Source organism: Pseudomonas sp. Pdm06, from assembly GCF_014851795.1.
In the GTDB taxonomy this organism is placed as follows: domain Bacteria; phylum Pseudomonadota; class Gammaproteobacteria; order Pseudomonadales; family Pseudomonadaceae; genus Aquipseudomonas; species Aquipseudomonas fluorescens_AA.
The window spans coordinates 161981-175016 of record NZ_JACVAH010000004.1 but is presented as its reverse complement, the minus strand read 5'-3'; the positions used below and the strand labels follow the sequence as shown (position 1 = coordinate 175016).

Sequence of the window (13036 nt, the reverse complement as noted above, 5' to 3'; positions counted from 1 at the left end):
ATGCAGCTGTACCTGTGTGAAAAGCCGTCCCAGGCCAAGGACATCGCCGCGGTGCTCGGTGCCACGCGCCGTGGCGACGGTTGCTGGCTGGGTCCTGGCGTCACGGTCACCTGGTGCATCGGCCATCTGCTGGAAACCGCCCCACCCGACGCCTACGACGCGCGCTACAAGCGCTGGGTCCTGGCCGACCTGCCCATTGTGCCCGCGCAATGGAAAATGACCGTCAAGCCGAAAACCGCCAGCCAGTACAAGGCGGTCAAGCGCCTGTTGGGGGAAGCGAAGGAACTGGTGATCGCCACCGACGCCGACCGCGAAGGCGAAATGATCGCCCGGGAGCTGGTGGAGCATTGCCGGTATCGCGGACCGATCCGGCGGCTATGGCTGTCAGCCCTGGACGAAGCGTCGATCCGCAAGGCCCTGGCCGCCCTCAAGCCGGGCGTCGAAACCTTCAACCTGTATCACTCGGCCCTGGGCCGCTCCCGGGCCGACTGGCTGATCGGCATGAACATGAGTCGCCTGTTCACCTTGCTGGGGCGCCAGTCCGGCTACCAGGGTGTGTTGCCGGTAGGCCGCGTGCAGACACCGACGCTGCGACTGGTGGTGGACCGCGACCGCAGCATCGCCAACTTCGTGCCGGTCGCCTATTGGGCCATCGACGTGCAGCTCAGCCATGAAGGCACGGCGTTCACCGCCCAGTGGCGCGCCGACCCGGATGCCTGCGACGACCAGGAACGCTGCCTGAACCAGGCCCTGGCCCGAGACGCGGCCCAGGCCATGCGCAACGCCGCCACCGCCCGGACACTGAAGGTGCGTACCGAGCGCCTGCGCGAAGCGGCACCGTTGCCCTTCGACCTGGGCACCCTGCAAGAAGTCTGCTCGAAGAAACTCGGCCTCGGCGCCCAGGAAACCCTGGACATTGCCCAGTCGCTCTACGAGACCTACAAACTCATCACCTACCCCCGCAGCGATTGCGGTTTCCTGCCCTTGAGCCAGCACAGCGAAGCACCGGCCATCCTGGCCGCCCTCGCCCAGGCCGACCCGAGCCTCGCGCCGCTGCGCGAGCATTTGCAACCGCAGCGCAAATCCCGGGCCTGGAACGACGCCAAGGTCAGTGCCCACCACGGCATCATTCCCACCGCCGCCGCCAGGAACCTCGACAAACTCGCCGGCAAGCAGCGTGCGGTCTATACGTTGATTCGCGCGCGCTACCTGGCGCAGTTCCTGCCCAACCACGAATACGACCGGACCCAGGCCGACTTCGACTGTGCCGGCCAGGCACTGCGTGCCGTGGGCAAGCAGATCGTCGAACCCGGCTGGAAACGCGCCCTGCCCGAAGCGCTGGCGCCGGCAAAGGGCCGTGAAGCACCGGCACCGCAAACCTTGCCGGCACTGGCCGAAGGTCGCGATTGCACGGTGGACGAGGTGAAACCCAAGGACCTATGGACCCAGCCGCCCAAGCCCTTCACTGAAGGCGACCTGATCAAGGCGATGAAGAATGTCGCCAAACTGGTGGAAGACCCGTTGCTCAAGCAGAAACTCAAGGACACCACCGGCATCGGCACCGAAGCGACCCGAGCCTCGATCATCCAGGGGCTACTCGACCGCGGTTACCTGGTGAAGAACGGCAAGGCCCTGTCCGCCACACCGGCGGCCTTCAGCCTCATCGACGCCGTGCCCCGGGCCATCGCCGACCCGGGCACCACCGCCATCTGGGAGCAAGCGCTGGACATGGTGCAAAGCGGTGAAATGAGCCTGGAAGAATTCGTGACCCGGCAAGCCGCCTGGATGAGCAAGCACGTCGCCCGCTGCCAGGGCATGAGCCTGACCATCAGCGGCCCGGCCAGCCCCGCCGGGCGTGGCGCAACGCCATGGAAAAACAAACGCAAGCCGACCAAGCGCAAGACCGGCGGCGCACCGCGCAAGGCCAACAAAAATCAGCCCACCTGATTCCCCTGTGGAAGCGAGCTTGCTCGCGATGACGGTGAATCAGCCATCAGATAATTGACTGACACACCGCCATCGCGAGCAAGCTCGCTCCCACATTGATTGTGTGTCTGACCGGAAATCCTCATACCCAAACCATTTTGTCCGACAATATGTAGTGAACAAAAATAATCACTACAAAACCGTTGACGCCTCCGATTTGCCCTTGCATGATGCAGACGTCTCCCCGATCGGGAGTACAGGCAACTGTTTGAGCAAGCTCGTCTGACCGCCGAGCTGTTTTTTGGATATAGGGACTGCCCACAAGGCAGATTGAAGGTGCTGACCTGGCATGATCGTCCGGTAACAAGGACGAGAAACGTCGGCGAAGATCCTCATGACGCGCGTGGTCGACCCTCGAAAGTTGACACTGCCTGATGATTCTTCGCTGTTTCTCTTCGTTGTAGCGCATTTGCGTAGCAGCCCTTCGATAACACTACACAACCGATGCACGACCCCGTCGAAGTTCGACGGACGAACGCTGACGGCCTGGTTTCGGTAGCAGGCAGGCACTTACCGAGTAGCGAAGTTTTTGCGAACCACCAGACAGATCAACCAAATGGTCAAGGGGCTTACACATGAATCTGAATAATCAACCATCTATTGATGAACTGGCTCGCATGTTCGCCGCACACAAGGACACACTCGACAGCCATATCCTGTGGATCAGCAAGACTGGCCAGGTCCATATGGACTGCCTGTCGCCCTACACCCAAGAAGACGAGTTCGAAAAGAACACGCAAGAACTGTGTGCCCGGCTGAAGATGTACCGCCGTGGCCAGGGCTACGTCGGCAAGAAGGCCGCGGCTGACAAAGACTTCATGGGCCGCGTGTTGCAAACGCTGACCCAGGCCTGGCAGTCGATGCAGAACACTTCCGAGGTCCGGGTCATCGACCGCCTCTGCTGATATCCCCTAACGAAAAGGCCCGCGCCTGAATCAGGAGCGGGCCTTTTTTATGCGGCAGGAAACTAGAACACCGACCAGCCGATCCGCTGGCTCATCAACTCCAGCGCCGCCATGCCGGCCAGGGAGTTGCCGGCGGCGTTGAGTTCAGGCGACCAGACGCATACGGTAAACCGTCCCGGCACCACGGCGACAATCCCGCCACCGACACCGCTCTTGCCCGGCAGGCCGACGCGATAAGCGAAGTTGCCGGCCTCATCGTACAGGCCGCTGGTGGCCATGATGGAGTTGACCTGTTGGGTCTGCCGGGCGCTGAGGATCTGTTCGCCGCTGTGTTTGCAGAACCCGTCGTTGGCCAGGAAGCAGAATGCCCGCGCCAGATCGATGCAACTCATCCGCAAGGCACAATGGCTGAAATAACTGCGCAGCACCGCTTCCACGTCGTTATGGAAGTTGCCGAACGATTGCATCAGGTACGCCATCGCTGCGTTGCGGGCGCGGTGCTGGTATTCCGACTCGGCGACCTTGCCGTCCACCATCACCTGGGGGTTACCCGACAGGCGGCGCACAAAATCGCGCATCGACAGCGCCGGCGCGGCGAAACGCGACTGGTTGATATCACAAATCACCAACGCGCCGGCATTGATGAACGGATTGCGCGGCCGGCCGCGCTCGAACTCCAGTTGTACCAGGGAGTTGAAGGGCTGGCCGGATGGCTCATGACCCAGGCGCTCCCAGATCGCTTCGCCGGAATGCCCGATGGCCTGCACCAGGCTGAACACCTTGGAAATACTCTGCACCGAAAACGCTGTTTCGGCGTCGCCGGCACAATACAACTCGCCATCATTGCCATACACGGCAATACCCAACTGGTTGGGTACCACAGTGCCCAGGGCAGGAATGTAATCGGCGACCTTGCCCTGACCGATCAGGGGGCGAACCGCATCGAGGATCTCGTTCAACAGTGCTTGCATATGCGCGGGGTCCAGTCATTCCCCGTTCGAGTGCGGGGATACAGACGCTAGACGCTGGTGGGCGGGGTCAGAGCACACTGATTATCAAGCTTCAGGCACACAACCCTTGCTCCCACAGGATGCAAGCGTCTTCATCGAGCGGTCTATAGTTCAAAGGATCAATCGGCAGGAGTAGACGATGCGTCAGATCATGCAAAAAGAACCCTGGTGGGCCTCGCCGCCCCAGCCCGGGCAGGATGAAAGCGAGCTGGAATGGGGGGGGCTGGTGATCTACAGCGAAGGCGAGCCGCGCTTCGAGTTCATCAAGGAGCGCCCATCGGACGAGCAGATCCGCCATCGCAAGGGTTGTCGTGTCACCCTCGGATCAGAATGAACCGCCCCGTCACGGCTTGATGTCCGGCAATGCCACCGCTCGATTGGCCAGGTCCGCCTCCACCAGGTTGCCTTCTATTTCCTCGTCCAGGTAGTACACCGGTGCCATCACCCCGCTGAGGGGATGCTTGAGTGACTTGAACCACGCCTCGTCGAACGCAGCGCTCAGGCTTTTGCGGATCTGCGCCTCCATTTCCGGCCGCTCGCCCTCGTGGATGATCGCGCGAATGCCCGCCACGCCCACCGAGATCAACGCCCCCGCCGCCTTCCCGGCCACGGCTGCCGCCGCACCGGTTGCCCCACGCGTAGCGAACTGGGCCTCGATTTTTTCACTGGTGCGTTGCGCCACCGTGGCGATCACCGCCTCCGAGGGTCCGGCACCTGTGCTTGCAGCCTTGTTGACGTGATCGATCAGGGCCGCATAGGCCGGCAGGGTGTTCAACGGTTCGGTGTGGACCATCTCGTACAACGAAGCGTCACGCGCCGCTGGCGGGCCGAGGCGGATGGCCGGGACGCCGTGCAGACGTCGGTTCATCAGTTCGTTCGGGATGCGATGCCGCAGGGCGATGACCTGGACCTGCTGATTGAGCTGGCGCAGGTAGTAGCCTGTGGCGTTGGCCCTGATCGCCTCGGGATCGATTTCCACCGCCACCGGTTCCAGCACCTGCTCGCGATATTGTTCTTGCAGGTAAACCGCCAGGCGCCTGGCCGAGGAATCCGTCTCGCCCTCGGCGCTGGCGGCGTACCAACTGACCTTCACCGCCAGCCACTCCTGGGTCCAATAGCTACTGAACCAGGGGATGAATTCAACCTCGGTGCGCTCATAGACCAACACGCGCCAATGCTCCATCGACCCGCGGGCGTAGAGTGCCGCCTGCTCGACGGCGCTTTTCGAGGCTGCGATGAGCTGCTGGTCCACCTGTCGCCAAGTGTCCTGGGAAATCGCCACCGGGGCGACCTGTTGACCGCGCTGCGGCGTGGCGCACCCCGCCAGAACGAGCACAACGGCCAACATCAGCGAACGCAGCACGATCGCGCCACCCCGGATTCATGTCATCCACGGGGTTGAGTATACATCGCCAATTCAACCCATCCGGCCTTGAGCACACAGGGTGATCAGACCGGGAGTGGCGCCATGTCATCAACCCTGACCCGGAGAAAATTCCGGATGTTCCAGACGTTTGCCGAAACGTTGACGCAGGGTATCGGTGAGTCTTTCAACCCAGCGCCGTGTCGAGAAACATCATCACCGCAAACCCCATCATCAACCCCAGGGTGGCCGGGGTTTCATGGCCATTGCGATGGGTCTCGGGAATCACCTCGTGAGAGACCACGAAAATCATCGCACCCGCCGCCAGCCCCAGGCTGATGGGGTACGCGACGGCCACGCCCGACGACATGCCCAGGCCGATCACCGCCCCCAGGGGCTCCATCAGCCCCGAACCGACCGCGATGAGCGCGGCACGCAAGGTGCTGATACCGGTGACCCGCAGCGCCATGGCAATGGCCAGGCCTTCGGGGATGTCCTGGATGGCGATGGCGGTGGTCAGGGGCAAGCCGACCTTGAAGTCGCCGTCGGCAAAACTGACGCCGATGGCCATGCCTTCCGGCAGGTTGTGCAAGGTGATGGCGAGCACGAACAGCCACACACGGTTAATGCGCTCGACTTCAGGACCACGCCGCCCACTCAACTCGTGTTCGTGGGGCACGAAACGGTCGAGGCCGATCATCAGGGCCACACCCAAGCCCAGGCCAACCACGACGACAAAGGCGGCGAGCAACTGATTGCCACAAATCACCTGCGCGGCTTCGATGCCCGGCAGGATCAGTGAGAAGGAGCTGGCGGCGAGCATCATGCCGGCGGCGAAACCCAGCATGATGTCCTGGGTGCGTGACGAGATATCCCGCAGCACCACCGCCATCAATGCCCCCAGGGCGGTGGCGGCAAAACCCGATGTACCGCCCAGCACGGCGTAGCCCAGGTTTTGACGATTGGCGCCAACCAGGGCGTTGTAGCCACTGTAGAGCAACAATGCGGCCACCAACACAAGCCCGAGCCAGAACGTGACCCCCAACAGCCAGTTCTCTTGCACGGGGTTCAGCCAGGTGCGCCAGGGCGATCGAATCCGGGAGGTGGGCTGGTCCATCGAATGTCCTTAGGGGGCTTGGCCGTGGTATGGCTTGGAATACCGGGCGTGGGAGTCGCCTCCTTCGCCATCGGTTTATAGTTTGTCACCTTGCATCCCCGAACCCAAGTCGGCACCCGTGGTGGGGTTGCTTTCAGGCTCGGACATCGTCCGCGCCTTCAGCCATCTTGCCCTTGGCGCCTTTGTTCAACATCACGATGATCGAACCGATCACTTCCAGATGGCTCGAGTTGCATGAAAGTCTGAAGAAGTTAAACATTTAGTTTTTATTCAAGACAGAAGACGAGTGGTTAATTGAAACCCTGGCTCACTCGCTTATCTTTTAAACAATCAACACATCAGCAACGCCGGGCATCAATACCCGACTTTTAATATCACGGCCGGACCAGGTCCCATGCCAACGGCACGGGACCTGCGAGACCACGGGACATTACGATTCACGACCGCCGCCATGGCTTTTTTCAGCCCCTTTCCTGCCGGCCCCGGAGGCTTTTTCCCGGTCATTGGCAACGTTGCCGCCCGACGCCTGGCCACCTTTGCGGCCGGCTTCCGAAGCCCGCTCAGGGTCGTTGGCGAAGTTCCCCCCCGAAGCTTGCCCGCCTTTGCGACCGGCTTCAGCGGCGCGTTTCGGGTCGTTGGCAAAATTGCCGCCCGACGCCTGGCCACCCTTGCGTCCAGCCTCGGAGGCGCGCTCAGGATTATTGGCGAAGTTGCCACCCGACGCCTGGCCACCTTTTTTCCCGGCTTCCGATGCCTTCTCACGATCGTTAGCGAAATTGCCAGGGTTGTTATTACCTGTGTTAGCCATTTCATTCACCTCGTTTAGTTGATCTCCACGAGCCTTGCTGACTCGTCTTATTCGGAAAACATGACGCCGCCAAGGTTTGAAGGAAACGCGGCAAACGGCGACGAGTGGTCAATGCTTGATGTGTATCGCCGCCGTGGTCTTTAGTGCAACAGGCTATTAAACAGGCCGAGACCGAAACTTCATCCAGTGACAGTCCTGTGGGAGCGAGCTTGCTCGCGATGGCGGTGTGTCGGTCATGTCAAGGAAGGCTGATCCGACGCTATCGCGAGCAAGCTCGCTCCCACAATTGCCCCGCTTCAACATTAAAAACAGTGCGTGTCTTTCCACGCTGTCCGCCAAAGGCCAGGCAACGCCAGCACCCCATTGCACCGGTCTCGTCACCCTGGCCTCGCGCCGTTCCAGGAAGCCAAAACGCGCGGGCTGCCGGCGTTGTCCTGCACCACCGCACTGACCGGCTTGCGGCGTCCGGATACCCTGTCGCCGATACCCGGATTAGTGGTTGAACATCCGTTGCGGATCCACCTCGCCTTGGCAATCGGGGCAACCGCACTTTAATTTGCTCATGCTCTCTCTCCAGAGGTCACGGGTTGAGGCGTCGTCACAACTGGACATCAAGGTTCGCCGCCGCTACACCGTGGTTGGCCACATACACATCGGCAGTCCAGCCCTTGGTCAGGTTGTGATAGGACTGGGTACCCAAGGCGGTACCGCTGTCCCATGCCAGGATGTCGCCAATATCGATGTCACTGGCTGAACTCAGCTTCAGCACCGTATGGCGGTCCTCTTGCTTCACGTACACGCCCACCATTGAACTCTCTCGATTGATGGCCCGTACTTCACCCTTGGTCCGCTTCATGCGTTTCCTCTCTCGGCAGTTTCAGGAGCGCTCGCCCCCCAGGACCGGCCGCTCTTGGCTGCTCAGCGCTTGGCTTCGGTATGCGGGGGTTCTGAAGTACCGCACATAAAAGTGGATAGCGCGACACGGGGGAAAGTTTGAACAAACCAGCCCCTGGGCGACGAAAGGCGTCGGCTCGATCCAGGTGCTAACCTCAACGGCCCAAGGCCAGCGCAGACACCTCCCATGCCCGAAGACCTTCACCAGGCACCCATCGATCAGTTACTGGCGTACACCGTCGGGCGCCGCTTCCTGGTGCTCACCGGCGCCGGCATCAGTACCCCTTCGGGCATCCCCGATTACCGCGACAGCGACGGGGTCCGTCGGGGTCGACAACCGATGATGTACCAAGAGTTCCTCGCCCAGCCCGAGGCCCGACGGCGCTATTGGGCGAGAGCGATGCTGGGCTGGCCCCGGGTCAGGCAGGCCAGGCCGAACGTGGCTCACGAAGCCTTGGCCGAGTTGCAGGCGCAGCAACGCATCACCGGCCTGATTACCCAGAATGTCGACACCCTGCATGACCAGGCCGGCAGCCAGGACGTCATCGAACTGCACGGCAGCCTGCATCGCGTGCTGTGCCTGGATTGCGGCCAGCGCAGCGAGCGACAGCAGATTCAACGGTTGATGGAAACCGCAAACCCTTACCTGGCGGGTGTCGATGCGGTTCAGGCACCCGATGGCGACACCCTGCTCGACCCCGCGTTCGAGGCGCGCTTCCAAGTGCCCCATTGCCCCCATTGCGGCGGCGAGCGGTTGAAACCCGATGTGGTGTTTTTCGGCGAGAACGTCGCCCCCCTCACTGCGACCCGCGCCATGCAAGCCGTCGAGCAAGCGGACGGCCTGCTGGTGGTGGGGTCGTCGCTGATGGCGTATTCGGCGTTTCGCCTGTGCCGGGCCATCAAGGACCAGGGCAAGCCGCTGCTGGCAATCAACCGCGGCAAGACCCGGGCCGATGAGTTGCTGGACCTCAAGCTTGAAGAGCCGTGTGAACAACTACTGCCATTGCTGACACAACACCCGTTTTAGCAACACCCGGACCCTTTGTGGGAGCGGGCTTGCTCGCGAAAGCGATGGAACATTCGATACTGCTGTCGACTGACACACCGCTTTCGCGAGCAAGCCCGCTCCCACAGTGGCCGGGGTCAACCTGCGGCCAACTGCATACCCAACTCCTGATCCCTGAGCGTATCGAACAGTGCCTGCGCCGCCGCCGACAGTTCATGCCCCGGTTTGGTCAGCACCCCGATGGCTCGCTCGATCACCGGCTCACTCAAGGTGATGCAACGGGCACCCAGCTCATGCATCTGCCCGACGCACAGCGCCGGCACGGCACTGACCCCCAGCCCACTGGCGACCATCCGTCCGACGGTCGCCAACTGGTGGCTCTCGAACTCCACCGGCAGTTTCATGCCCCGGGCCTGCAGATGTTCTTCCAGCATCACCCGTACGGTGGAGGGTCGTTGCAGCGTGATGAACGGCTGCTCCAGCAGGGTTTCCCAGTGGATTTCGTCGCGCTGGGCAAAGGCTGAATCCAACGGCACCACCGCGACGAAGCGATCGAGGTACAAGGGCGTGAACGCCAGGGACGAACCCTGCATCGGCTCGAACGCCACGCCCAGTTCGACATGACGATCACGGACCATTTCCAGCACTTGTTCGTTGATCACATCGTTGACCGTGACGTTGACATTCGGATAGCGGGCGCGGAAGGTCTTGAGGATCGGCGGCAACAGGTTGCCGGCAAACGAAGGCATCGCCGCCAGCGTCACGCGACCGCGCTGCAAGGTGAAGCGCTGGCGCATTTCGTCCTCGGCGTTGTCCCAGTCGGCCACCAGCCGGCGGGCCAGTGGCAGCAAGGATTCACCTTCGGGGGTCAGTGCCACGTTACGGGTATTACGGCTGAACAAACGACCGCCGAGGCCCTCTTCCAGGGCCTTGATGGTCAGGCTCAAGGCCGATTGGGACAGGTGCAGCCGCTCGCAGGCCACGGCGAAGCTCAGGCTCTGGGCCACCGCGAGGAAGGCACGGATTTGCTTGAGGGTCATGGGATGTTCGTGTCCGGTTGGGTAGGAGCTGCCGAAGGCTGCGATCTTTTGATCTTTTGTTTGGGATTCAAGTGTTTTTGGAAAGATCGCAGCCTCGTTGCACTCGACAGCTCCTACAGAGGGAGGCAATTATTGAGTTTTATCAATCAATCCAATCTAAAAATCAACTTAACAAATATATGACTTGGCGCAACACTGCATTTCATTGCGACCCCATCAAGAATAAAAGAGGTGTCTATGGCAGGTTTCGACAAACGCGTGAGCTCTTATGAACAAGCGCTGGAAGGCTTGAAGGACGGCATGACCGTCATCGCCGGCGGCTTCGGCCTATGCGGTATTCCGGAAAACCTGATCGCCGAGATCAAGCGCAAGGGCATCCGCGACCTCACCGTGGTGTCCAACAACTGCGGCGTCGACGGTTTCGGCCTCGGCGTGCTGTTGGAAGACCGGCAGATCCGCAAGGTGATCGCCTCCTACGTGGGCGAGAACGCCCTGTTCGAGCAGCAACTGCTGAGCGGCGAAATCGAAGTCGTGCTCACCCCCCAAGGCACCCTCGCCGAAAAAATGCGCGCCGGTGGCGCCGGCATCCCAGCGTTCTTCACCGCCACCGGCGTTGGCACGCCGGTGGCCGAAGGCAAGGAAGTGCGTGAATTCCATGGCCGCCAGTACCTGATGGAAGAATCCATCACCGGCGACTTCGCCATCGTCAAAGGCTGGAAGGCCGACCATTTCGGCAACGTGATCTATCGCCACACCGCCCAGAACTTCAACCCGCTGGCCGCCACGGCGGGCAAGATCACCGTGGTGGAAGTCGAAGAAATCGTCGAACCCGGCGAGCTGGACCCGACGCAGATCCACACCCCTGGCATCTACGTCGACCGGGTCATTTGCGGCACGTTCGAAAAACGCATCGAACAGCGCACCGTGCGCAAGTGATCCCCTGCCCCCGGCCCGAATAAAGGAATAAGAACATGGCACTTTCCCGCGAACAAATGGCTCAACGCGTCGCCCGCGAAATGCAGGACGGCTACTACGTGAACCTGGGCATCGGCATTCCGACCCTGGTCGCCAACTACATTCCCGAAGGCATGGAAGTCATGCTGCAATCGGAAAATGGCTTGCTCGGCATGGGTGCATTCCCCACCGAAGCCGAAGTCGATGCCGACATGATCAACGCCGGTAAACAGACGGTCACCGCGCGCATCGGCGCCTCGATCTTCTCCTCGGCCGAATCGTTTGCCATGATCCGTGGCGGTCACATCGACCTGACCGTGCTCGGCGCATTCGAGGTGGATGTCGAAGGCAACATTGCCTCGTGGATGATTCCCGGCAAGCTGGTCAAGGGCATGGGCGGTGCAATGGACCTGGTGGCCGGTGCCGAGAACATCATCGTCACCATGACCCATGCGTCCAAGGACGGTGAGTCGAAACTGCTGCCGCGCTGCAGCTTGCCGCTGACCGGCGCCGGTTGCATCAAGCGCGTGCTGACCGACCTGGCCTACCTGGAAATCCAGGACGGCGCCTTCATCCTGAAAGAACGCGCCCCAGGCGTCAGCGTCGAGGAAATCGTCGCCAAGACCGCCGGCAAGTTGATCGTGCCGGACCATGTGCCTGAAATGCAGTTCGCTGCCCAGTGAGGAGAGATTCGATGCAAGAAGTCGTGATTGTCGCCGCTACCCGTACCGCCATCGGCAGCTTCCAGGGTTCGCTGGCCGCCATTCCCGCACCGGAACTCGGTGCCGCGGTGATTCGTCGCCTGCTGGAACAGACCGGTTTGTCCGGCGAACAGGTCGATGAAGTGATTCTCGGCCAGGTGCTGACCGCAGGTTCCGGGCAAAACCCGGCGCGCCAGGCGTCGATCCTCGCCGGCCTGCCCCATGCGGTGCCGGCGCTGACCCTGAACAAGGTCTGCGGTTCGGGCCTCAAGGCGTTGCACCTGGGCGCCCAGGCGATCCGTTGTGGCGATGCCGAAGTGATCATTGCCGGCGGCATGGAAAACATGAGCCTGGCCCCGTATGTACTGCCGGCCGCCCGCACCGGCCTGCGCATGGGCCACGCGAAGATGATCGACAGCATGATCACCGACGGCTTGTGGGATGCCTTCAACGATTACCACATGGGCATCACCGCCGAGAACCTGGTGGACAAGTACGGCATCAGCCGCGAGGAGCAGGACGCCTTCGCCGCCGCGTCCCAGCAGAAAGCCGTCGCCGCCATCGAGGGCGGCCGGTTTGCCGATGAGATCACGCCGATCCTGATTCCCCAGCGCAAAGGCGATCCCGTGGCGTTCGCCACGGATGAACAACCGCGCGCCGGTACCACCGCCGAATCCCTGGGCAAGCTCAAGCCTGCCTTCAAGAAGGATGGCAGCGTCACCGCGGGCAATGCGTCCTCGCTTAACGATGGCGCCGCCGCCGTGATCCTGATGAGCGCGGAAAAAGCCAAGGCCCTGGGCCTGCCAGTACTGGCGAAAATCAGTGCCTACGCCAATGCCGGCGTCGACCCGGCCATCATGGGCATTGGCCCGGTCTCGGCCACCCGTCGCTGCCTGGACAAGGCCGGCTGGTCGCTGGAGCAACTGGACCTGATCGAAGCCAACGAAGCCTTCGCCGCCCAGTCGCTGGCCGTGGCCCGGGAACTGAAATGGGACATGGACAAGGTCAATGTCAATGGCGGCGCCATCGCCTTGGGCCACCCCATCGGCGCGTCGGGTTGCCGGGTCCTGGTGTCGCTGCTGCATGAAATGATCAAGCGCGACGCCAAGAAAGGCCTCGCGACCCTGTGCATCGGCGGCGGCCAAGGCGTGGCCCTGGCGCTGGAACGGGCATAACCGACACGGGCTCAACGGTGGTTGCACGGACCCACGAATATCCGTGCAGCCACTGGCACCACCACCGGCGCGACCTC

General features: G+C 61.9%; 14 protein-coding genes. 7 read left to right on the top strand and 7 right to left on the bottom strand.

Going from position 1 to position 13036, the window contains the following annotated elements:
- A complete protein-coding gene (locus IB266_RS08515) occupies nt 1-1947 on the top strand; it encodes a DNA topoisomerase III (protein ID WP_192260899.1) in 1947 nt (648 codons plus the stop codon).
- Nucleotides 1948-2561: 614 nt separating this feature from the next.
- Nucleotides 2562-2891, top strand: a complete 330-nt coding sequence (locus tag IB266_RS08510) for a hypothetical protein (protein ID WP_060741484.1) — start codon at nt 2562-2564, stop codon at nt 2889-2891.
- Nucleotides 2892-2953: 62 nt separating this feature from the next.
- On the opposite strand, the gene glsB is transcribed toward IB266_RS08510, so the two are convergent.
- Entirely contained in the window at nt 2954-3862 is a 909-nt protein-coding gene (glsB, locus tag IB266_RS08505; RefSeq protein ID WP_060741483.1) for a glutaminase B, read from the bottom strand.
- Nucleotides 3863-4040: 178 nt separating this feature from the next.
- Here glsB and IB266_RS08500 point away from each other — a divergent pair, with 178 nt between their 5' ends.
- The gene (locus tag IB266_RS08500) at nt 4041-4235 is read left to right on the top strand and encodes a hypothetical protein (RefSeq protein ID WP_192260898.1); all 195 of its coding nucleotides are present in this window, start codon (nt 4041-4043) and stop codon (nt 4233-4235) included.
- Between the two features lie 9 nt (nt 4236-4244).
- On the opposite strand, the gene IB266_RS08495 is transcribed toward IB266_RS08500, so the two are convergent.
- From IB266_RS08495 to IB266_RS08480, 5 genes are all read right to left on the bottom strand, one after another.
- Nucleotides 4245-5264: a hypothetical protein gene (locus IB266_RS08495; protein ID WP_192260897.1), complete on the bottom strand. Its 1020-nt coding sequence runs from the start codon at nt 5262-5264 to the stop codon at nt 4245-4247.
- 187 nt (nt 5265-5451) lie between these two features.
- Nucleotides 5452-6381, bottom strand: a complete 930-nt coding sequence (locus IB266_RS08490; protein WP_192260896.1) for a ZIP family metal transporter — start codon at nt 6379-6381, stop codon at nt 5452-5454.
- Nucleotides 6382-6514: 133 nt separating this feature from the next.
- The gene (locus IB266_RS30870; protein ID WP_263864931.1) at nt 6515-6640 is read right to left on the bottom strand and encodes a hypothetical protein; all 126 of its coding nucleotides are present in this window, start codon (nt 6638-6640) and stop codon (nt 6515-6517) included.
- Between the two features lie 171 nt (nt 6641-6811).
- Nucleotides 6812-7189 carry a general stress protein gene (locus IB266_RS08485; protein WP_060741480.1) on the bottom strand — a complete coding sequence of 126 codons (378 nt, stop codon included), beginning with the start codon at nt 7187-7189 and terminating at the stop codon, nt 6812-6814.
- Nucleotides 7190-7787: 598 nt separating this feature from the next.
- Nucleotides 7788-8045, bottom strand: a complete 258-nt coding sequence (locus IB266_RS08480) for a hypothetical protein (protein ID WP_060741479.1) — start codon at nt 8043-8045, stop codon at nt 7788-7790.
- A 225-nt stretch (nt 8046-8270) separates the two neighbouring features.
- Here IB266_RS08480 and IB266_RS08475 point away from each other — a divergent pair, with 225 nt between their 5' ends.
- The gene (locus IB266_RS08475) at nt 8271-9110 is read left to right on the top strand and encodes an NAD-dependent protein deacetylase (protein WP_192260895.1); all 840 of its coding nucleotides are present in this window, start codon (nt 8271-8273) and stop codon (nt 9108-9110) included.
- A 116-nt stretch (nt 9111-9226) separates the two neighbouring features.
- Here the strand turns inward: IB266_RS08475 and IB266_RS08470 are convergent, their stop codons facing one another.
- The gene (locus tag IB266_RS08470; RefSeq protein WP_192260894.1) at nt 9227-10129 is read right to left on the bottom strand and encodes a LysR family transcriptional regulator; all 903 of its coding nucleotides are present in this window, start codon (nt 10127-10129) and stop codon (nt 9227-9229) included.
- 237 nt (nt 10130-10366) lie between these two features.
- On the opposite strand from IB266_RS08470, the gene IB266_RS08465 reads away from it, so the two are divergent.
- Genes IB266_RS08465 through IB266_RS08455 form a run of 3 tightly spaced genes read left to right on the top strand, consistent with a single transcriptional unit; the run spans nt 10367 to nt 12959 of the window.
- Entirely contained in the window at nt 10367-11065 is a 699-nt protein-coding gene (locus IB266_RS08465) for a CoA transferase subunit A (RefSeq protein ID WP_060741476.1), read from the top strand.
- A 35-nt stretch (nt 11066-11100) separates the two neighbouring features.
- Nucleotides 11101-11766, top strand: a complete 666-nt coding sequence (locus IB266_RS08460; RefSeq protein WP_003180355.1) for a CoA transferase subunit B — start codon at nt 11101-11103, stop codon at nt 11764-11766.
- An 11-nt stretch (nt 11767-11777) separates the two neighbouring features.
- Nucleotides 11778-12959, top strand: a complete 1182-nt coding sequence (locus tag IB266_RS08455) for an acetyl-CoA C-acetyltransferase (protein ID WP_060741475.1) — start codon at nt 11778-11780, stop codon at nt 12957-12959.
- Nucleotides 12960-13036: the final 77 nt, after the last annotated feature.